The organism is Parascardovia denticolens DSM 10105 = JCM 12538, assembly GCF_001042675.1.
Taxonomy (GTDB): domain Bacteria; phylum Actinomycetota; class Actinomycetes; order Actinomycetales; family Bifidobacteriaceae; genus Scardovia; species Scardovia denticolens.
Map to the genome: position 1 here is coordinate 1,556,710 of NZ_AP012333.1, position 21,634 is coordinate 1,578,343.

19 protein-coding genes are annotated in these 21,634 nt (G+C 55.8%); 2 read left to right on the plus strand and 17 right to left on the minus strand.

What is annotated here, in order from left to right:
- Positions 1–249 precede the first annotated feature (249 nt).
- The 4 genes from mtnN to PSDT_RS06425 form a co-directional block, all read right to left on the minus strand.
- A complete protein-coding gene (mtnN, locus tag PSDT_RS06410) occupies positions 250–1,023 on the minus strand; it encodes a 5'-methylthioadenosine/S-adenosylhomocysteine nucleosidase (RefSeq protein WP_231859825.1) in 774 nt (257 codons plus the stop codon).
- 179 nt (positions 1,024–1,202) lie between these two features.
- Positions 1,203–2,534, minus strand: coding sequence for a C1 family peptidase (locus tag PSDT_RS06415; RefSeq protein ID WP_006288750.1), 1,332 nt, complete (start codon positions 2,532–2,534; stop codon positions 1,203–1,205).
- 249 nt (positions 2,535–2,783) lie between these two features.
- Positions 2,784–4,139 (minus strand): hypothetical protein, encoded by a 1,356-nt coding sequence (locus PSDT_RS06420; RefSeq protein WP_006288749.1) that lies wholly within the window; start codon positions 4,137–4,139, stop codon positions 2,784–2,786.
- 226 nt (positions 4,140–4,365) lie between these two features.
- Positions 4,366–5,613 carry a zinc ribbon domain-containing protein gene (locus tag PSDT_RS06425; RefSeq protein ID WP_006288748.1) on the minus strand — a complete coding sequence of 416 codons (1,248 nt, stop codon included), beginning with the start codon at positions 5,611–5,613 and terminating at the stop codon, positions 4,366–4,368.
- Between the two features lie 1,064 nt (positions 5,614–6,677).
- Here PSDT_RS06425 and PSDT_RS06430 point away from each other — a divergent pair.
- The gene (locus PSDT_RS06430; protein ID WP_006288747.1) at positions 6,678–7,532 is read left to right on the plus strand and encodes a PcfB family protein; all 855 of its coding nucleotides are present in this window, start codon (positions 6,678–6,680) and stop codon (positions 7,530–7,532) included.
- Between the two features lie 130 nt (positions 7,533–7,662).
- Positions 7,663–9,357, plus strand: coding sequence for a VirD4-like conjugal transfer protein, CD1115 family (locus PSDT_RS06435; RefSeq protein ID WP_006288745.1), 1,695 nt, complete (start codon positions 7,663–7,665; stop codon positions 9,355–9,357).
- 94 nt (positions 9,358–9,451) lie between these two features.
- On the opposite strand, the gene PSDT_RS06440 is transcribed toward PSDT_RS06435, so the two are convergent.
- The 13 genes from PSDT_RS06440 to PSDT_RS06500 form a co-directional block, all read right to left on the minus strand.
- Entirely contained in the window at positions 9,452–10,072 is a 621-nt protein-coding gene (locus tag PSDT_RS06440; RefSeq protein WP_006288743.1) for a hypothetical protein, read from the minus strand.
- A gap of 55 nt (positions 10,073–10,127) precedes the next feature.
- Entirely contained in the window at positions 10,128–11,810 is a 1,683-nt protein-coding gene (locus tag PSDT_RS06445; protein WP_006290142.1) for a CHAP domain-containing protein, read from the minus strand.
- Positions 11,811–11,816: 6 nt separating this feature from the next.
- Positions 11,817–14,243, minus strand: a complete 2,427-nt coding sequence (locus tag PSDT_RS06450) for a VirB4-like conjugal transfer ATPase, CD1110 family (protein WP_407668721.1) — start codon at positions 14,241–14,243, stop codon at positions 11,817–11,819.
- Between the two features lie 149 nt (positions 14,244–14,392).
- Positions 14,393–14,854: a PrgI family protein gene (locus PSDT_RS06455; protein ID WP_006288738.1), complete on the minus strand. Its 462-nt coding sequence runs from the start codon at positions 14,852–14,854 to the stop codon at positions 14,393–14,395.
- A 20-nt stretch (positions 14,855–14,874) separates the two neighbouring features.
- Positions 14,875–15,759, minus strand: coding sequence for a type IV secretion system protein (locus PSDT_RS06460; RefSeq protein WP_006288737.1), 885 nt, complete (start codon positions 15,757–15,759; stop codon positions 14,875–14,877).
- 90 nt (positions 15,760–15,849) lie between these two features.
- Positions 15,850–16,428: a hypothetical protein gene (locus tag PSDT_RS06465; protein WP_006288736.1), complete on the minus strand. Its 579-nt coding sequence runs from the start codon at positions 16,426–16,428 to the stop codon at positions 15,850–15,852.
- A gap of 88 nt (positions 16,429–16,516) precedes the next feature.
- Positions 16,517–16,975 (minus strand): hypothetical protein, encoded by a 459-nt coding sequence (locus tag PSDT_RS06470; RefSeq protein ID WP_006288735.1) that lies wholly within the window; start codon positions 16,973–16,975, stop codon positions 16,517–16,519.
- A 91-nt stretch (positions 16,976–17,066) separates the two neighbouring features.
- Positions 17,067–17,690, minus strand: coding sequence for a hypothetical protein (locus PSDT_RS06475; protein WP_006288734.1), 624 nt, complete (start codon positions 17,688–17,690; stop codon positions 17,067–17,069).
- 180 nt (positions 17,691–17,870) lie between these two features.
- Positions 17,871–18,452, minus strand: a complete 582-nt coding sequence (locus PSDT_RS06480; RefSeq protein ID WP_006288733.1) for a hypothetical protein — start codon at positions 18,450–18,452, stop codon at positions 17,871–17,873.
- A gap of 75 nt (positions 18,453–18,527) precedes the next feature.
- On the minus strand, positions 18,528–19,145 hold the full coding sequence (locus PSDT_RS06485; RefSeq protein ID WP_006288732.1) for a hypothetical protein: 618 nt from the start codon (positions 19,143–19,145) through the stop codon (positions 18,528–18,530).
- A 117-nt stretch (positions 19,146–19,262) separates the two neighbouring features.
- Entirely contained in the window at positions 19,263–19,514 is a 252-nt protein-coding gene (locus PSDT_RS06490) for a hypothetical protein (RefSeq protein ID WP_006288731.1), read from the minus strand.
- A 440-nt stretch (positions 19,515–19,954) separates the two neighbouring features.
- Positions 19,955–20,623 (minus strand): pyroglutamyl-peptidase I, encoded by a 669-nt coding sequence (locus PSDT_RS06495; protein ID WP_006288730.1) that lies wholly within the window; start codon positions 20,621–20,623, stop codon positions 19,955–19,957.
- 9 nt (positions 20,624–20,632) lie between these two features.
- A complete protein-coding gene (locus tag PSDT_RS06500) occupies positions 20,633–21,622 on the minus strand; it encodes a polyphenol oxidase family protein (protein ID WP_006288729.1) in 990 nt (329 codons plus the stop codon).
- Between the last annotated feature and the right edge of the window lie 12 nt (positions 21,623–21,634).

The following is a 21,634-nucleotide window of genomic DNA, read 5'->3' on the forward strand; positions in this document are numbered from 1 at the left end:
TATCAGCATCATGAAGGCCTTCCGATTAAGCGGAAGGGCGCCCATGGCTTCCGGCCGTCCCCGCCTCTTGTACGACCGTCCGCGAATCAGCCTGGAATCGATGCCCTTCGCCGCTCTCTCTCACGGATGCCAACAGCAGGATACCACGGACCGCAGATGGGTCGGCCGTCTTTCGGGCCTCTTAAAGGCCTCTCAAAGGCTTCTTAAGGGCCTCTTCCGACCGCCCATCCCTGGCCTTCCGCCTTGCCCTTACAGCTTCCTGACCAGTTCGACCACGATCTGGGCCGCCGTGTCTGCATAGGCGGAGATGTCGAACTCCTTGAAAGTCTCGTACTCCGTATCGGCGTTATCGCTCAAGGCCCGGATGATGAGGGCGGGGATGTCGTTCTTGGCGGCGATGTGGAGCACGGCTGCCCCTTCCATCTCGGCCGCGTTGGCCCCGGTCTGGGACTTCACGTCCTCCACCTTCTGGTCGCCTTCGATGAAACGGTTGCCGGAGGCGATGACGCCTTGGATGTACCTGATCCCCCTGCGGTCCAGGACCTGGGAGGCCAGGTCCAGCAGGCGCGGGTCGGAGTGGAATTCCTCCAAAGCCGGGTAGGACTCGCTGATCAGTTTCATGTCGGAATCCAGATAGCGTACGGTCTTGCCCAGGACGACGTCATTGATGTGCAAGTCCGGGGTCAGGTTTCCGGCTATGCCGGAGAAGATGATGGCTTCGGGACGGCCGTAATCGATCAGGAACTGGGTGGTGGCGGCCGCGTTCACCAGACCCATGCCGGCCACGGTCGCCACGAGACGGATCCGCCCCTGCTCTTCCCCCTGCCCGGCCGTCGGCAGAGGGATGAGGCCGTCGACCACGTCCAGCCCGCTTTGGTGGAAACGCCGCACGTCTTCCAAAGACCGGGCGATCAGGTCGACCTCTTCCGCCAAAGCGCCGATGACGGCCACGATCTTGGTCCTCTGGTCTGCCTGTGTCTGCTGGGATTCGTTCACGGTGTCTCCTTCGTTGTCTATTGTCATGGGCCTTGTAATCGATTTCATGGGTCTTCGTCGACGATCATCGACTGGGCCCTCTCATAGTGACGAAACCATGATAACGGAGCCATAGTAACGCAGTTATAGTAACGAGGGGGCGAGAAAACGAAGAAACCCCCGCCGACGGAGAGCCAAAGCGGGGGCTGAATCAGGAGTCGGGAAAGCTAAGCGAGAGCTCCCATGGGGTCCCAAGCGGGGAGCATGAGGGCCGGCTTGGTCAGGGCGTCCTGATACTCGGCCGGCAGCATGGACTTGGGCACGGCCACTTCGTAGACGTACTCATCGAACCAAGGATCATCCATGGTGAAATAGCCCTTGTCGGCGATGTCGGAGCCCCAGGAGTTCTCCACCCGCCAGCGCCGGGTGTGGCCTTCTTCATCCACATCCACCCCGGTGAAGGCCATGGCGTGGCTCATGGCGGATTCGCCGAAGCGCACCCGCTCTTCTTTGTCCAGGTTGAAGTCATAGTCGTAGACGCGGCCGTATTCGAAGAGGTCCGTGGCCCAAGCGCCATCGGTCCGGTCCATCATAGGATGGCAGTCGGCCCCGAACCAGACAGGGATCCCCTGTTCGACCATGATCTTCCTGGCGCAGTCCTTCATGAAAGCGGTATCCACGTTCAAATAAGCGGTGGGAGTGCCGCCGACCACGTTGCCCAGATGCTCGATGCCGATCATCTGCCCCTTGGGGTGTTCCTTGCGGGGGTCATCCACCAGGCAGACGTAGTCTTCCAGGCCAGCATCCACGTACTTCTTCCAGAACTCCTGAGGTGTCATGGCCCCATCGCGGTGGAAGTTGCCTTCGTCATCGGTCCATTCCCAGTCGAACTCGGTGGGAGGGGTTCCCAGGTGGATGGTCAGGATCCGGTGTCCGGCGGCCAAGGTCTCTTTGACGATCCGCTCGCTCTGGGAGGGATCTTCGAACATGCGGGCGACGGCCTGATGCAGGACGCTGCGCAGCTGGTGGTTCATCTCTCCGGTGTTGGAGGAGGATTCGGTCTCAGGGAAGAGGTCCTTGGGAACGGCTCCGTATTTCTTGTAGACGTTCATGGCCATGGTCCACTGACCGCCGTCTCCCATCACGTCCGCCAGCATGAACTGGATCAGGCGGGAATCATTCGCTTCGCCCGCGGCGACCAAGGCGGCCGCGTCCTGCAGGAAGTAATTGATTCGCTCCAGCTTGTCGAAGTACATGGCGTAATTCTGGGAGAACTCGAACTCCTTGATCCCCAGGTTCTTCTTGGCCACGAAACGGGCCACGTTCAAGGAGCTGAACAGCCAGCAACGGCCGGAACGCTTCTGGTTGGTGACGGTCCCGTTGTCGATGACGGTGGAGAAGCGCCGCTGCAGGAGGCGGGCCCGGTCGTAGTTATGGGCCACCTTGCTGATTCCGGAGGAGGTCACAGCGTTCATGCTCAAGCGGTTCTGGGGCCGCGCGTCGAATTCTTCGCGCAGGGCGCCCAGACGGGAATCATCCAAAGGATTGAAGTCAGTCATGTGTCCCTTTCATTTTTCACGTGCCGTTTCCCATGCCCTTCGGCAAGTTCCATCAATCGGTTCGGCACTTTTCGTTTATCGGCCCTGCCCAGTCTACCTGCACGCTTTCCCCGTCGGATGGCGGTTTCGCTCACATAGTGAATGCCGCCAACCGCCTTCCGGCACGTTGACGGGGAAAATCAGGCCAGTTTCCGGGTTTCAGGCGGAGGCCAGGGCAGGTCAAGCCGCTGGGGCATCGGCGGTTTTGGTTCAGTTGGCGGTCCGGGCATCGGTCTTGGCGCCATTAACGGCCTGGTCCTCCGAGGATTGGCCCTCCATGGCTTGACCCTCATCGGCCTCTTGGCCGGCCTTCCCCGCGAAAGGTCCAACAGCCCCGAAAGCCTGGGAGAAGATGGCCCGTAGCTCATCCACTCGGGAAGTGATGGCCGCCTCGCGTTCTTGCAGGTTGTGGATTTGCGCCTGTAGTCCATCAATCTCTTTCTGGGCCGCGGCCCTGCGCTCCGCGACCAGGCGGGTGGCTTTCTGATCGGCCTCCTGCACGGTCTTGGCCGCGGCCTCATCGGCCTGGGACCGCTTCTGTTCCGCGTAAATGTCCGCATCGGCCCGGGTCTTCTGGGCGTCGTCCAGAATCTTCTTGGACTCGGCCTCCACCTCTTGCCGCCTTTGTTTCAGCTGGTCGAGGAGGCTCTTGACCTGGGCCGAGGCCTCTTCCTGCTGTTTCTGGATGTTCTCTCGGACGGATTGGGCCTCATCCGCGACGGCCTTCTGCGACTTGGCCTTGTCGATGTTGGACTGGTCGGCGATCCTTTGGGCCTGGGCCTGGGCTTCATCCATGATCTCGTCAGCCTTGCGCCGGGCGTCGGAAAGCATCTTGCTCACCTGCGCCCCCGCCTGGGTCAGCTTCTTGTTGGCGCTTTCCAAGGCCTGCTGAATCTGATCGTTCGCCTCGCTCTTCTTGGCGGCGATGCCGTCATCGGCGTCGCGACGGGCTTTGGCTATGTCTTCGCTGGCTGTTTGACGCAGGTCGGCGATCTCTTTCTCCTGCCGGGCCTTCTCGTTCTCCAGCTTTTTCTTGTGCTCATTCTCGCGGTTGGTCAGCTCGATCTCCAAAGCATGCAGGCGGCTCTGGCTCTCCCGCTGCGAAGTGGTCGTCAGCTGGTTCGCCTTCTCCTGGGCGTCCCTCTGCAGGGATCCGGCCTTCTCCTGAGCCTTGCCCAGAATGGACTGGGCTTGGGCCTTGGCGGCCTCCACCGTTTTTTGCGCATCCAACTTTGCGTTGTTGACCAAGGTATCGGCTTGGGATTTGGCGTTGGCCCGGGTCGCGGCCGCATCCTGCTGGGCCCGGCTGATCAGCTCCTTGCTGGTTTGCTCGGCGGAAGCCAGAAGCTGCTGGGCGTTCGCCCCCAAAGAGGCGAAGGAATTGCCCGACTCTTGGGCGGCTTTCTTCTTCTCCTCCTGCAGTTGCGCGTCCAATTGCAGGATGCGCGCGTCATAAGCCTTGATCTGTTCGCGCAAGCGGGAAATGTTTTCATTCTGACGAGCGAAGGCTTCGTCCACCTGGTCCTTATCGTAGCCGCGCAATACGATGGCAAAATTTTCAGGCATGTCTACTCCAATTATCTTTTCAACGCCGTCGCCTGCCTTCGTCCCCGTATGCTCTCAGGAACCGGTGGCGACCAAGCGGTGCATACTCTCATCACCATAGTCGATTCCCCCTGCCGGGGGAAGGAAATGAAAAGTCCTTGGCCGAACTCTCACACACAGGAAAACATCGGCGTGGCGACGTTTGATTTCCGTGCAGACAAGATGGCTTTAATTCTTGTTCCTGCCGTTATTCAAGCTCAACATTGAATGATCCATCCTTTTCCATCGACCACGTGCCTCGGACGAATTTCTTCATTGTGATGGTGCGCTCAATGGTATCTCCTTTTTTCGCGAATTCGTAGGAAGCGGTTGTATTGATGAAGTCCGTGGTGAATTTCCGGGACTCCATATCAATCGCGTAGATTCTTATATCTCCCAGAAGCTTTCGATTCAGCCCGGTCGGTTTCGGATCCAACCCTGAAACATCAGGATTGGCGAAACTACAATTTGGAACAGTCACTTGCTTTTTTGCGATGCATCCGTTGATCCGATCTTTGATGGCTTGAGTCAGTCTTGCAGACAGACTATGCGGTATCAGAGTCTTGCTCACTTCCCAATCCGTCGCATTTCCCCCCGGACCCGTCGCGAATCGAGACGCGGTCGCTTCATACCAATGAGTCGACGCAGCCTTCACGTCATAGACTCCAGGGACAAGCTTGACGTTGAGCGTATAGAGCTTTATCGCATACCCTTTCACCACATCATCCGCTTGAACGAAAGCGGTCTCATGATTCCCCGTCTTCCTGACGGTCTGCTCGCTACCCCCAACGGTTACAAGACCTGCCGGCGCTTGAAGATTTATCGGCTCCTCAAGACCTTTCGAGATTCTCCACGCTGAAAAAACATTCCTCCTTTCCGCTTCGACGGTTTGCCGCATTTTTTTACCGCTTAATTCGTACGTGATAGTTGCGTGGTCACGCGAATCCATCGTGATGTTGACTTTGGCTATTCGCTTGGCTGGCCTTGCGGAAAGCGTACGGTTTCCCACGCTTACATACGAGTTTGCGAGTGTAGCATCTCCGCGGGCGACGGCTTCCACATAACTTCTGATTGTTCCTTCCGCTGAATTTTTGATGAAAAGAAAGAAAAAAGAGGAAGCGAGGATGAAGAAAAGCACGATTGCCGCTGTGGCGATCATAAAGGCGAAACTCCGCTGTGCGGGCTTTTCCCGAGCTGGTTGTCTCCCCCAGGTTTGTGAAATCTTCGGCGAAGAAGCAAACGAATTTGGCGGGTTCAAAGGAGGAAGCTGGCTTGGCATTGGCTGTTGATCCGCTACCTGTTGCCTGGCAGTCGGAACAGGCATACGAAACGGCTCAGCCGTATCAGTGCCAGGCGAAAGGAAAAGCCCGCAATTCGGACAAAACTCCTCATTTTGCGTTATCGGAGCCTTACAGCGTGGGCACAAAGCTCCACCATTCTCTTTCCCATCGTACATTCTGTTAACCTTCCTTACGAATAAACCCTTCAACTTTGCTTAGCAAAAGCCATATTCCCAAGAAGACGATTTAATCATGATGGATTCAACCATTTTGTATACATAAATTTTTGTATACATAAATTGGAGACCTCCTGTTTGAAGTCTCCAATTTACCTATTGTTTTTGCGATTCCACGGTGAGTGACAGGAAATCAAATCACTGCCTGTCTCAACCGCTATTTTACTTTGTAACTACGGCGAATTCGGGATAGAATCGCAGCACCTGCGGCAAACGCCACAGACATAACTATGATCAAGTTGATTGACACACCCGTGTTAGCAAGCTGATTTGATTGCTTATACGCACCGTTGGATCCCGTAGATCCAGCATATGTTTTCTGAGGAGCCTTCGCAGTTCTCCATGACCTCCAAGCAGGAGCGTTATTCGACTTTCGCGGGACAGGAGGAACGAATTTTTGCGGAGCCCAGGGAAGGAAATGTCGCGGTGTCGAGGAGGAAGGATTCCGTGGAGCTTCAGACGAGGGAGCACTCGGCGCAGGTTTCGGCACCTGCGGTTTATCTTCAACGGTCTGCTGCCTGGTACCGCTGTTTCCTGAACTGGCTGAGCCACTTCCAGCTCCATTGCTTCCACCGGATGAAGATCCGCCGGCGTTCCCTGAGGGGTCATCGCCTGGAGTGCCTGGCGTGGGGACATCCGTGCCATGATTCTCCTCGCCTGGATCGCCCCCCGGCTGAGTTTGCGGGTTGTCAGGGACATCCTGCTGCTGCGAGGCGCTGGGGCCGCTTAACTCTTCTGCAGCCCATCCACTGGGGACAGCAATCAATAAGAATGCCAGGCAAAAAATCAGTGCCGTAAAACCAGTAACTACCTTATAGCCTGTTCGTTTGTTCATCATCGCAGCCCTCTCTTCCGCTCTTACCCTTGAGCTTCTGATCGTTAGTAGAGTTAACCTCGCCCCCAAAGGGGCGAATTCCGATATGTCACCGCCCACGTTATCGCAAGGGGTAGAAATCAATAAACATAAAATCAAGACAATCCAATAGTTATTCAATATAGAATATATGATATTATTAGAATGTAATCTCTGGGCCGAGAAAAACAAGACCTATTATCCGATTGATGATCCATCAAGAGAAGAGGAAAACGCTATGACAGATGTCCTTGCATCACAGTTGCAGACGCTCACCCCTCAGGCAATCGCGCTGACCGCTCAAGCTGTCGCCGAACTGCTGGAAGCCCTCGTCCGAAAAGGCGGAGAGACCATTGTGACCAAAAGCGCTGAAGCTATTGAGCACCGAATGAACAGCGGAAAGATGAGCCTGAAAAAGCTCAATCGTAAAACCGGCGGGGATACATACCGGATCGACCTGAGCAAATCAATGGCCAATGATCTCGCGGATAAGCTGAAGAAAGGCGGCATCGATTTCAGCGTCTCTTATGACAAAGCCTCCGGGAAAGGCTTCATCAGTTATCCCGCCTCATCCGCACCGTTCGTCAACCAGTCCGTGAAGGATGTCTATGCGAAGAACGGTCTGAACCCGGACCTTGTGGACAATGCGACTTCCACGCGGGCCTTCGCCGCATCCAAACTCGGCTCGACCACCGTTGAAAACATCAACGTGACCAGCAACATCACCATTATCCAGCAACAACCGGAGGCGAAGGCCCCTGACGTACGACCGCCGGCGTCACGGCCCGACAGCGCTGAGCCCAGACGGGATCCGGCGAATCGCGATGACTCAGCTCATGCGCAAAAGAGCGCCCCTTCCCGGGAAGGAGCAAAACCTTCCAAAAAAGAAGTGATGAACGATCTGAAGGCCAGGGCGAAAGCCAAGACGACAATGAATGCTTCGAAGAAGTCTCATCCGCAGACAAAGATAAGTGCTCCCGCAAAGCCATTAAAAGCTGGGCGTTAAAGCAGCCGTACGGATAATTCGTTGGGGGAGTCTCTCTGCCTGCATACTTGTCCAGTAGTAGAGGGGCTCCATTCATTTTGGCTTCGTTTTATTCAGCATTGAAAACAGTTTTGAAAGAAGGTGCACGGAGATGACCCGCCGAAGGCGCGATTTTGCTTGGACCGGTTGGACTTTCGCCGCCGTGATCGTCGCGTGGATGTCCAATGTCGCCAGCCGCCAGATACGAACCACGTGGGCGGCCACGCATGATATGGCCAGGGCGGGCGAAAGCGTCAGCACGGCCTGGAGGCATCCCGCTCCCAGCTTCAACAGGACGGACCTGCTCGCGGCCGGAGCCGCAATTGTCATCCTTCTGCTCATCTGGGTTTACCAATATGGAGGGCGGAAACAGACCCGGCCGGGAGAGGAGCAGGGATCGGCCACCTGGGCGAAACCTTCGGATATGATCCCCTACTCGAATAAGAATAAGGGGGAAAACCTCCTGATGACGAAAACCGAGGCATTGAATCTGGATACACATGCGACTCGGAGAAACCTGAATGTGCTTGTCACCGGCGCCAGCGGGGCGGGAAAGACCCGCGGCTACGTCCTGCCGAACCTCACCAACCTCGCGCGCCACCACACGCCGATCTCCCTGTGCGTCACCGACCCCAAAGGGGAGATCTTCACGGCGACGGCGGCGCCAATGCGGCAGGCCGGATGGCGGGTGAAAACCTTCAACCTCATCGACATGGCCTCTTCGGATCATTTCAACCCGCTCCGATATGTGAATCCCGACGACCCTGAAGGCAGCATCATCCGTCTTGCGGACAACATCCTGTCGAACACCACGAAGGAAAACAGGAATGGTTCAAATGGGGATTTCTGGGACAAGGCCGCGAAAAGCCTCCTGACCGCTTTGATCGCTTTCACCTGGTTCGTCGAAGAGGAAAAAGACCGGAATCTGAATACGGTCATTCATATGCTGCTCGACATGCAGGCGAGCGAAAACGACGAAAACGCCATGAGCCCCACCGATGTCTTATTCCACGATGCTTCTCAGAAAGTCGAAGATTATCATCTCTTCCCTGACCAATATGATCAGGCGACCGGCGCCGCCCTGGACGGGCTCGCCTTCGCCTGTTCCCAATATCGGACATACGAGCAGGGGGCGGGAGAAACGAAGAAAAGCATCATCACGACCTTGTCGAACAATCTGGCAGGACTGATGACCCACCGCATCCAGGAGATCCTCTCCGACGACACGATGCACCTCGAAGCCGTCGGCGAACAGCCGACGATCATCTACATCATCATCAGCGACACGAACGCGACATTCACCTATTTGGCGGCGCTTTTCTACCAATGCCTTTTTGAAACGACGATTTATCAGGCCGATCATACCCCAGGCGGCGCTTTGGATGTTCCTTTGCACTGCATGCTCGACGAGTTCGCCAACATCGGCAGGATCCCCGGCTTCCCCACCCTCATCAGCACCATGCGCAGCAGAGGCATCAGCGTCTCCATCATCCTGCAGACAATCGCGCAGATAAAATCCCTTTACAAAGACAATTGGGAAACCATCACAGCCAACTGCGACAGCAAACTCTTCCTCGGCGGCAACGATCTGGCGACCACTGAATGGTGGAGCAAGATGCTGGGCAACCAAACGATTTACATAACCAGCACCAGCCAGAATAATGGGTCGAACGGCAACTGGGGCCGGCAACAGAATTCGCAGAAACGGGAGCTTCTCGCTCCCGATGAGCTTGGACGCCTTCCAAACGACCAATGCATCTACCTTCTGCGCGGTCTTCGTCCTTTCCTCTCCCAAAAGCTTCGCTGATCCGTTGATTATCCCTTGCTCCCCTGAGAGGGAAAGCGACACGCTTCCCACACTCAGCTCGTCGCTTTCTCCTCTTCGCCTGTCACCGGAAGCATCAGGCCCCATCCTGGCGGGGATGCGCCACATAGTACTTTCGCGGGTACCGGAATCCCGTCACCACCCACCCGGCTTTTTCGTTTCGCCGTGTTAAAGCCAGAAGCACGAAGGAAGAGTCCGCATCCGTGGCCGCGATTCTCACCTTGCAAATAAGATGATTACTATTTATGATGCCGCTCAGTTCAGATGAAAAGGGAGGAGGCAGCGGATGAAGAAAATGGTCCGTCGTCTCTCCGACGAACCGGAGCCGGGGATCGCGCAAATCGAATCTGCGGAACAGCTGGTCGTAACGGTTGGACCCATACCCGGTAGTCACCCAGTACACCGTCTCCGCGCCGAGTTGGTCGCACGCCCGCTCCGGCCACATTCCTGCGCCAATGCCCTTGCCTGATTCATGAACGTCACGTCCATGCCATAATGTCTTCTTCGCGATATCCTGTGAAGCCTTTGTTGATGCCTTGGCACCCGGGGTACGAATCTCAACGGCTGCCGGAAATCCCCCTGCGCTCATCTTCACGCTCACCACAGTGGCTGCGATGATGCCGACCACCACGATGAGGACAACGGCGAGAATGCCGTAAAGCACGATTTTCCGACTGCCTCTACGCGAATCTTCCACTACCAGTTCCTTTCCTTATATCGTTCATTGGCTTATCCTGCCCATTCCCCGACGGTCAATACCAGTTCGGCGATCGTGACTGCCATTGTCTCCACGCTGCGGATGGCGTTTTATACCTGTCTTTGATGTACTGCAAGCCCCATTCGATCTGCGTTTTGGGGTTGGTCTTCCAATCGGCCCCTTTCGAAGACATCTTATTCCCTGGCAGGGCCTGGGGGATGCCATAAGCATCCGATGTGGGGTTATCGGCATCCCACTTCCAGCCGGACTCGTGGGTCCACAATTGATCCAAAGCATTGAATTCGGACTCCTTCCATCCGTAGGCGGACAGACGACCCTTCGCATAATTCTTTGCGGCGGTGACCTCCTTGCCCACGTTCCCGGCTGGCGGCGCAGGCACATCGCAGTCGTCGGAATTCAAATCGGTTTGAGTGCCCTGAACGGCCAGCCCGTTACCGGATCCGGTTGAATCATAGATAAACGTCAACGTTTTATTCTCTTCCAACTGTCGTTTGCTGATCTTTGAAACCACAGGCCCACCGTATGCCGAGAAGAAGCCGGTCCCCGCCTGGGAGACCCATATATCACCATTGGGGTCGATCTGCTCCACCACGCTCACATGCCCGTACGCGGGGCTGGCCCCCAATACTCCGGATGGATAGCTGATGACCGCGCCCAGGCGAGGACTGGTGCCTGTTTTGTATCCTTTCGTTTTCGCCGAGCTGGCCCATTGATTCCCATTCCCCATCTGCTTATCCACAGGCTGACCAAGCATCTTGCGACGGTACGCGGCCCACCACGTGCATTGCTGATAAGCATATGACCAGGGGTCGTTGTCGTATTTCGAAGCGGGGATGCCCATCTTCATGAAGTCAACGACTTTCGTCCCTCCCGACGAATGATAGATAAGGCCCGTCAAAGCGCCTGACTTTGCATTGAAACCCGCTGAATTTATCGTATACGAGCTGTCGCCGACGCATGCCGCGCTCGCCTGCTGGCTGGTGATCGTCAGAAAATTGACGATGAAAGAGATGACCATCGTCACAGCTATGAATATCGCGATTATCGGCGCCAAGACGGCGATGACGGATGTCACGGTGTTCACGACCATGGTGACGACGGCGGCGATGATAGACCCGATGGCCTTCAGCGCCTGCATGGCGGAAGCCGCGCTATGCATGGCCGCGCGCGCCGCGTCAAGCGACTGTTTGGCCGCCTTGAAACTCTTGCGAGCGGCTTTGAAACTTCGGGAGGCGGCTCGAATGGATCGCTTCGAATGCGCCAATGTTTTCCTGGCGGCTTTGACGGATCCTTTGGCGAGCGTCAAACCCCTGGACGCTTCTTCCACCGCGACTTGCGTGGTTTCGTCGCCATCCGCCGCCTGTAAATCGAAAAAGCGGTTTATCCCCGCGTCAGCCACTTTCGCTGATCCTCGAATGACCCCCTGGGAAACCCCAAGCGCGGTTCTCCCGACTCTTTTACCCGCTTTTTTGCCGAGGCCCAGCAAAATCCTGCCTTTGGTCTTTCCATCCGACTTCGCGAACGCGCGCACGCGCGAAGGGGCGTTCGCGGCGAAAGAGACGATTTTCACCGTTTTCTTCGCAACGGCCACAGGGGCTTCCGCCACTGAGGCGGCGGCTTTCACCGTTTTCACGGTTGTTTTCGCGGCGACCCGGGCGGTGCTGACTTGGATCCTGAGACTGTCCGACGCCTCATGCTCTTGTTCGTGCGCAGGCATGGCTCATCACCACATCCCATGCAGACCGTGACGACCAGCATACGCATCCCCTGCCGAATCCGCCGTAGTCTCTTGAGCTGGCTGCGTAGCGACATGTTCAACATCCTCTTGTTCTTGGGATAAAACTGGCGGCTGATCCCCGAATTTCGTCGAGTACAGGCGGGCCAACAGGTTCCCCTGATCCATCCGATTATCCACTCCCAAGGAAACTCCGTTCGTATTCAAGAGCCCATTACCCGATCGAGCGTTTGTCATCAGCCTCACCTGTTCGTCCGACAGTTCCAGCAGCTCCTGGAGCATGGTCGCGTCCGTCGTCTTCTGGTTCATCAGCAGCAGGAAGTCCGCGTTCGACAGCATGAGCCGCGCCTGATCGTTGCTCAAGAGCTCGTCGATGTTCTGCGTGATACCGGTGACCCCCAGCCCGTATTTGCGGGCCCGCTTGTAGATGTCCAGGAAGCTGCGGATCGAATACTCGTTATGGAAGAAGCGGTGGAACTCGTCCACGTACAGCCAGGTGCGCAACCCGGTGTCCCGGTTGGCGCGTACCAGGCTCCAGATCTGGTCCAGGATGACCATCATGCCGAAGGTCTGCACCTCACCGGCCAGGGCGGACACGTCGAACACGAGGAACTGGCCCGTCAGGTCCACGTTCGTCCGGTGGGCGAAACCCGACGAGGAGCCGGTGGTGAACATCTCCAGTTCGGTGACCAGGTCGGCCGCTTCCGGGGATGGGTTGTCCACCTGCACGTACAGGCGACGAATTTGCTCTTTCAAATCCACGAGAGTCGGCTGGTCATACCGTCCAGTCGCATTGAGCTGAGATCGGGCGATACGGTACACGTTCATGGCCGCCGTGTCGATCATGCTGCGCTTAAGTTGACTGAGACCAGTCGTCCCTCCCATCAGGGATCCCAGTAAATCAAGCACTACCGAAACTTTTGCGCGAACCGGGTCGGTCTCATCCGACCCCATAAGATCAATGTCCAAAGGATTCATATGCTGGGCGGAATCCGCCGAAACGGTGACTACCGTGCCTCCAAGAGCTTGCGCTAATTGCACGTACTCATGCTCCGGGTCGATGATCACCACCCGGTCCGCCGAATCCAGGACGCGCTGCGCGATCTCCGCCTTCGCCGACTGGGACTTGCCCGACCCGGTCGTACCCAGGATGAACCCATTCGAATTCATATGCGCCGCCCGGTTCACGATCACCGGATTGCCGCTCCTCTCATTCACCCCATAGAACAGGCCATGAGGCTCCATGATCTCCTGAGCGGTGAACGGGATGAGAATCGACGCGCTGTCCGTGGTCAACGCACGCCTCATGGGAAGCCTATTATCGCCCAAAGGCAGCATGGCGTTCAACGCCTCCGGCATCATGTACCGGGTCACGCTCATCCGGCAGGAAAGCCGTCGAGCGACTCTTTGAACTTCGGAAATCACCATATCAAGTTCATCTTTGCTTGATGCGCTCACACTCACTAACACCAAAGTATCCAGGATCCGCTGATTACTACTGCGCAGCTGGTCCAGCAGGCTGGTCATCTCATCCACCCGCTCCGTAATCGAATCCGGCACGCTCTCCGCAGTCAGCCCCTGCCGGGCAAGGGATTGCACGCTCCGGTCATACTCGCTCTTCACCCCCGCCTGCTTCGCCTTCACCCTCTCCAGGCCATCAGCCCTATCCCACGGCCGGATATGCACGGTGACCACGATACTGGCGGTGATATCCGCCAAATCCGACACCAGCGTATCCGTCAGCTGCGCCGGCCACGAATCCAGCCAGACATGGGACATCCACACCTCATCCATGCTGGAGAGCTTGATCCGGTCTTTATCCGTGAAATCCATCGCCCATGGCACGATGAAATCTTTTGCCCGCATATCCTTCGGCGCCCGGGCGAAAGCCTCCTCACTGAACGTGAACGGCTCCCCAGGCTGCAGCATGGAATGCAACACCCGCAGCCGGCCCGTCCTATCCAACTGGTCAGCCTGGCAGCCCATCGCGGCAAGCTGAGACCGCAGGGAAGCGACCAGCCGGTTCAAACGGCCCACCGCCCTGTCCTGATCCGCCTCTTGAACGGAAATCGTGACATATTTATCAGTGACCGTGCTCGACGCCAACCCCTTCAACTGGCCAAAGGTAAGATCATTAAAAGCGTCCCGCCACCTGTCAAGGCCATCGCCTCGACAGGACATCCTCACACCGCGCGACAAGGCCTTTCCATCAAGCACCCGGTTGGCGCTGGTGACTTGCACGCGCGTATTCTCGTCAAACATGTTCAGCACACCCATCCATTCGTTAAGGATCTTCTTCTGCGCCTCTATAGATGCGAGAACATAATTAACATCACTAATCTCTACCGTTGCGCTCCACCAGTCATCGCCAACATACGCCACCCCATCAGGGCGCAAACCATCCAGCCACACCATATCGGAAGATTGACGGGCGCGTTTACGCACGGCTTTGGCGTGCTTTTTCGATTCCGCACTGAATTTTTGATTAGCATTATTGTCTTTGGAATTCTTAGCGCCGAACATGATTGCATCCTCTTCGAATCAAATTCTTATCATCCTTATTATTATTCTTCTTCTACCGCTGCTGACAGGCCCATCACAAAACCGTCCGCGTTCCCCTGCATGGCCTGCGAGAAAGCCGGCTCCTGGTCCAGCGGCATCGCGTGCTCATCAACCCGTTTCAACTCTTTCGCCGAGGCAGCCGGACGTGCCGCAGGGATTGCTCCCCCGTAAATCAATGGCCGCGGTTTCAAATCTCGTCTCCACGACACGTATCTTGCCAGCCAGTCCTCCAGCGGCAGCCCTGATTTACGAAACCATCCGACAGCAACCAGAATAGCGATCGGGATAATGATCACTTGGTTAATAACGGATGATACACTCGCCGGAGCTAAGAATTGACAAGCGATTGCGCTTATCGCACAGACTGCAATCCCTCCAACACATCCCAGTTGCCGCAGAGTGAAACCGAACCAGGACTTGGGATCCACCTGGTTGATATCCGTCGGCACATCCATCACTAGCATGTCGCTTCCTCCAATCCTCTTTAGCCTTGGCCGAACAAGGCCTTGGCGGCTTTCTGACTGATGACCACCAGGCCTCCCAGCAGGAAGCTTGTGGCTAATAATCCTCCAAAATTCGACGATATCAATTGGTCGAAGGTCGTCGAGCTATTGATGTTCAAAAGATCCTGCCGCATCGACCCATAAATGCCTATCGCTATCAAGAGGGTAATATTCGAGAAGGCACAGGAGGCATATGTCCGTATATATCCCTCACCCCAGCTTTTCGTCCCTTCATATGACAGGAAGCTAATGGGGAGAGCTCCGAACGCGGTCATGATGATGAGTTCGAAAAAACGAAGAAGAACCAGTATCTTCACGATAATCCCGATTGCGACAGACACCAGGAAGGGGATGAGCAAAACCACATAACCCATTATCTTGCTGAAGGTTCCGGCGGATTGAATCTTCGGTTTCATGAAATCGCCTAGCTGAACCGTCCGACCTTTATTTAGTAACGGCTGGGGAACGAAAGCTTTGTTAGTTGAGACATTGATAATTTTGGTCACTCCGCTACCTATTTGTTGTATCAAATAGGTGATCAGCTGGCATAGCCATTCGGCGTTCATGGCGGCCATGTAGATGATGATGATTTTTATCAAGGCGGATACAATCATCCTCACGCCCCGATCCCCCGTCTCGTCCACATGCTTGGAAACCTTGATGATCTCCAAAGTGAAGACAATCGCGAGAATCGTCATCGCCACCGGCTTCACCGCCTGCGTAGAAATACTCGTCGCCGTCTTATAGGCGTCGGGATACTTGCCCGCCGGCGTTTGGGTAAGCAATCCAATCGTATCCTTGTCCAACTGCGAGCTGATCGCGTTGAGCATGCCCACAAGACCATCGTCAATCCAACTGAAATCCACTTGAATCCTCTTCCTTGGACAAGAGGCATATGAAAGCTAGGGCCAAGAATTCCCGCCGCACTCTCATATCTATGCCAACGATACTTAATCTTAGTCGTCAATATTTTGGTTCGAATCCCCCTTGTAGTATTCCTTCGGCCAATAGAACTGACCTACGGTCCACCCCCCTGATTTCACTTTGCTTAAAGACAATTCAACGAAATCATTTTGGACGATATATACTACACATGATACCTGATCGTCATCGAATTTCTGGTTTGTTTTTCCTCGATACGGTGGCTGCAAGGTATGCGCGAAATCAGAAGGGGAGTCCCCCACATACCGCAAACTAAAATCACTGTCCTTCTCCCCCAAATGGAAGCGTTTGAACAGTTGGCGGTAACGTTCAGGACCGTCCTTGGAGGTGACCCAATACACTGCCTCAGGAGCCACCTTCCGGCACACCTCATCCTGCGACGTGATCTCCGGATGCACCCCAGCCCCCGACTTACGGATATCAAACCCATGCCAGTCATACTCAACAGGGATGCTCGGCGCAGACGAAGCGGAAGACTTTTTGGACGAAGCCGGAGCCGGCTGAGACGACCCACAGCCAGCCAACAAACACACCGACGCGGCCACAGCGACAAAACCACTGACAAAACGACGCACACCATTTTTCACACTCATATTCTAATTCCTTTCAAAAAACAAAAACTCCACAAATCAATCGCACAAAACATGTGCACAAGACCATCATCACATCAACCGAAATCCATCAGCCCACCCCCATTCCGAACATCCAATACCGACCTCCACAATCAAAAACAGACAACCCATACCCCTCCACCGTAAGAAAGGCCCTCATTGGCCGACACCCCGCCCCTGTAGCACCCCTCCGGCCACTAAAAACGCAAAACAGTCCACCCCTGACCATGGCGGCCATGTAGATGATGATGATCTTTATCAAGGCGGATACAATCATCCTCACGCCCCGATCCCCCGTCTCGTCCACATGCTTGGAAACCTTGATAATCTCCAAAGTGAAGACAATCGCGAGAATCGTCATCGCCACCGGCTTCACCGCCTGCGTAGAAATACTCGTCGCCGTCTTATAGGCGTCAGGATACTTACCCGCCGGCGTCTGGCTGAGCAACCCAATCGTATCCTTGTCCAACTGCGAACTGATCGCGTTAAGCATGCCCACAAGACCATTATCAATCCAACTGAAATCCACTTGAATCCCCTTCCTTAGACAAGAGGCACATGAAAGCAGGGGTCAAGAATTCCTGCCACACCTTCATATCTATGCCAATAATACCCAAGTCTTAGAATTCAAAGTTTTGGTTCGAATCCCCCTTGTAGTATTCCTTCGGCCAATAGAACCGATCCACGCTCCACCCCTGCGATTCCGGCTTCGATAACATCAGCGAAACGGGCTCATTCTCATCCTTTGTGATATACACACTGCAGGTCACAGGACTGTTATCGTAATTATCGTTTTTCTGTATTGCTCTTCCTTTATTATCGAATTTCTGTCCCGTCTCTCCCCTATAGGGAGGCTGGAAGATATGCGTGAAATCAGAAGGGGAGTCCCCCACATACCACGGACTGTAATCATCATCCTTCTCCCGCAGATAGAAGCGTTTGAACAACTGACGGTAACGTTCCTTCCCATCTTTGGCAGTGACCCAATACACCGCCTCAGGAGCCACCTTCCGGCACGCCTCATCCTGCGACGTGATCTCCGGATGCACCCCAGCCCCCGACTTACGGATATCAAACCCATGCCAGTCATACTCAACGGGAATAGACGGCACGGACGAAGCGGAAGACTTTTTGGACGAAGCCGGAGCCGGCTGAGACGACCCACAGCCAGCCAACAAACACACCGCCGCGGCCACAGCCACGCAACCACCGACAAAACGACGCATGCTATTTTTCACACTCATAGTCCCATTCCTTTCAAAAAACAAAAACTCTACAAATCAATCGCACAAAACATGTGCACAAGACCATCATCACGTCAACCGAAATCCACTTGAATCCCCTTCCTTAGACAAGAGACGCATGAAAGCAGGAGCTAAGAATTCCCGCCGCACTCTCATATCTATGCCAATAATACCCAAGTCTTAGCCTTCCATATTTTGGTTCGAACCCCCCTTGTAGTATTCCTTCGGCCAATAAAAACGCGAAACAGTCCACCCCCCTGATTTCAATTTGCTTAAAGTCAATTCAACGAAATCATTTTGGACGATATATACTACACATGTTGCATGCTCGTTATCAAATTTCTGGTTTGTTTTTCCTTGATACGGTGGCTGCAAGGTATGCGTGAAATCAGAAGAGGGGCCGCCAACGTACCACGGAGTGCTCCCGGCACTTTTCCCCAGCCTCAGGTAGAAGCGTTTGAACAGTTGGCGGTAACGCTCGGGGCCGTCCTTGGCGGTGATCCAATACACCGCCTCAGGAGCCACCTTCCGGCACGCCTCATCCGGCGACGTAATCTCCGGATGCACCCCCGCCCCCGACTTACGCGCGTCGAACCCATGCCAATCATACTCAGCGGGGATAGCCGGCACGGACGAGACGGAAGACTTTTTGGATGAAGCAGGGGCCGGCTGAGCCGACCCGCAGCCAGCCAACAAACACACCGACGCGGCCACAGCGACAAAACCACCGACAAAACGATGCACACCATTTTTCACACTCATAGTCCCATTCCTTTCAAAAAAACAAACATCGAAACCGAAGCCATTGCGCGTATGCGAACCACCCTTGATGGTCCTTCATCGGCCCTCTTGCTGATCTCCTTCCTCTTGGATGGTGGTATCGATGATAGGGGGCTGAGCGGGAGCTCCACCACCGGTGGTGGCGAAATACATGGTTTGCCCTTGAGACTGCATGGGGGGAGTCTGCTCGCCCATAGCAGCCCCATTGGGCTGAACGTAGTACGCTTTCACAGGGACAATCTGGACTTGAATGGGCTGCTGCCGCGGAGACGGCGCATCGGTCAATGCTTCTCCGCTGTCCGGATCAAGGCCGACTTTGATGCGGGATTCCCGCAGCTGCCGCTCTATCCTCACGGCTTCCCGCGCTTCGAACCTGCGCAGGAGAAACTCGTGAAGAATCTGGCATAAAGCGGCCAGAACACCGGGAATCAGGGCAAGCACCCAGGCGGAATGCGCATGGAACTTCGTAGCGAATTCAGCGACGACAGCCACCAGGAGCATCAGAGCGGTCGCAGCCTTGCAAAGGGTCCGCAAAGCCGCGGAGAGGGTCAGAAGCGGATGGGAAATCAAATCAGAGATGAACGTGGCCCCACCCACGACAAACGCGAAAATCGCCGACAGAACCGTCACGACTCCCGTTCCAATCAACCAAACAGAAAGCGGAATAACAAACATCGTTCATCCTCCTTTTGAATCTTCCGCATCAAAGCAAGTGACTTGACCTCGCGGACCATACGTTCGGTCCCGCGAATCATCAACGGCCAGCCCGCGGGCCAGTCCGAGGGAACCCGCTTACGAAACCAGCCCTTTGAACAGGGCGGCGACGGCGATGATGATTCCGGCCCCGACCAGCTGCCAGACGCCAGACTGAATTTGAGGACCTGCATGGTCTTTGAGGCCACCAGCCAGGGTGACGCCTCCGAAAACTCCCCAAAGGCCCCCGCCGATGATGACCCATGTCGACAAGGTGTTAAGGACGTTCGTCACCACAGTGGATCCATCCGCGAGGACGACACTTCCAGCGGCAATAACTGAATCAAACATGATTATCTACTCTTTCTAATCTTTCCAGAAATATTGACTTACATAGACTTCATTGAAAAATTTCTTCACCATCACGAAGCGGATGCTCCGCTAAGCCTGCTTCATACAGGTACTAGGGAAAAGCGCCCCTTTCTCTTGGGAACGGCTTCGCATGACGCCGCTTCCCCGAATTGGTAAGCGCGCGTAGGACAGCCATTATAGTGGGCTGATGAAGGTGCTGTGGGATTCGTCATTCGTTCTCTCCTTAAACCGAGCCACTTCTATTCTGAATTATGAGGCTATGATACGAGTCACCTCGGACTAAAGTCAAAATCAACCGATAAGATTTATAAATATATTTATAAATATAAGCATTTCCGGACGGTTATCTGCCGCCTATCTATCGCTGATACCCGTCATCAATGTGATACTCACGCCTAAGGCGGCGCACGTGATGTGCCTCAAGCGGCCTTGCGACGGAGGATCTCCGTGGGCATGGGCTTGATCCGGTAATGGACGGCCGTCTTGACCACGTCCCGCACGGCGTCGACCATCCGCCCCAAAGACATCCCCGGCGTATATCCATGCGGCTGATTGACCAGAGGCAGGCTGACGAATCCGGCCAAAGTCCTGGGTCTCTGGTCCGCCCAGTGCAGAAGCTGATAAAAAAGCGAATTGCAGACAAAAGTCCCGGCATGGGAACTGAGGGAAGCGGGGATCTTATCCTCGGCGAAGCGCTGGATGACGGCGTGCAAAGGCAGCCTGGTCCAATATGCCTGTGGTCCATCGGGAATGATCGGCACCCTGCGAGGCTGGGCGTCATCGGCGTCCGGACGATTGGCGTCAATAAGGTTGGTGGCGCATCTCTCCAAAAGGATGGACTGGGCATGGGTCTTCAAACCGGTGGCGATGACGATGTCCGGACCGATCGCGTCCAGGGTCGTCTTCAAAGTCGGCCACGCCTTCTGGAAGCTTAAGGGGATGAGAACCGAAGTGACCTCGATGTTGACCTCCGGCTTGTCAGCAATAATCCCCTCCCTGGCCAAGGTCTGGCAGACCTCAGCCGAAGGGTTGACCTCGACGTCCTTGTACCACTCAAAACCACAGACGACTACCCGTATGGTTTCCATCAGCCCTCCTTAGGACTCGAACCGTTCGAACTCCACGGATTCCACCTCAACGGTCTCCGCGGATTCCACTCTCTCCAACCGCCCGGATCGCCGGGTGACGATGGCCAGCATCCGCCCTTCGCGGCTCTTGCCAGCCTTCGCCGACCTCCGATGGGAGAACCACAGGGGGTTCTCCAAAGTGCATAAGGGATGATCCATCCGGTCCAGGCGGGTGGAAAGGTCCTCTCCTTCGCCGTCGACCCTGCACAGCTCCTGGAATTCGGGATCTGGCTCCAGATAGTAGGTGGCCGCTCGCACGCGGGGCTCGGAGTCGACGATCCGGTCGCCGGAAATCCCCTCATGCGTCAGAATCTGCAAAGCCGCCAAGGCGATGTCAATCCCTCTGCCCCCGAAACGCGTGTCAGTCATGGTCCCGGGGAAGCGACGGTCGAAGTCGGAGGCGATTTCCTCCCCCACTTCGTAGCAATCCCCGCAGATCCGCGGCCCCAGGGTGGCGACGATGCGGGAGCGGCTGGCTCCGGCGGCGACCAGGGCCGAGATGGATTCCTCCAGGACCCCTTTCATCAGTCCCCGGCGGCCGCAATGGACGGCCGCTATCAGGCCAACTTGCGGGTCGGCGAGCAGGACGGGCAGGCAGTCGGCCGTGAAAACGCCCAAAGATCGCCCTTCCTCGGCGGTGAAAAGCGCATCCGCCTCGGTGGCGTAAAGCATGTCCGCCGCGGATTCCTCCGAGTCGGCCTCGAAACCGGACAAAAGGGAATCGACGTCAGCCACGATGGCCGAATGCACCTGGGAGACCAGGCAGGTGCGGGCGCCGACCACATCATCCACGGCGCGGCGGTTGGCGGCGACCAGATGAAGGTCATCCCCGCCTTTGGAACCCAGGTTGCAGAAAGCGAAATCGCCGCGGGAACGGCCCCCCAGACGGGTGGTGTAGTGGACCGTCACCCCCTCGGCCAAAGCGATGGGGATGAGGGCGGGGATGCGAGTCACCGACATGCTCGCCTGCTC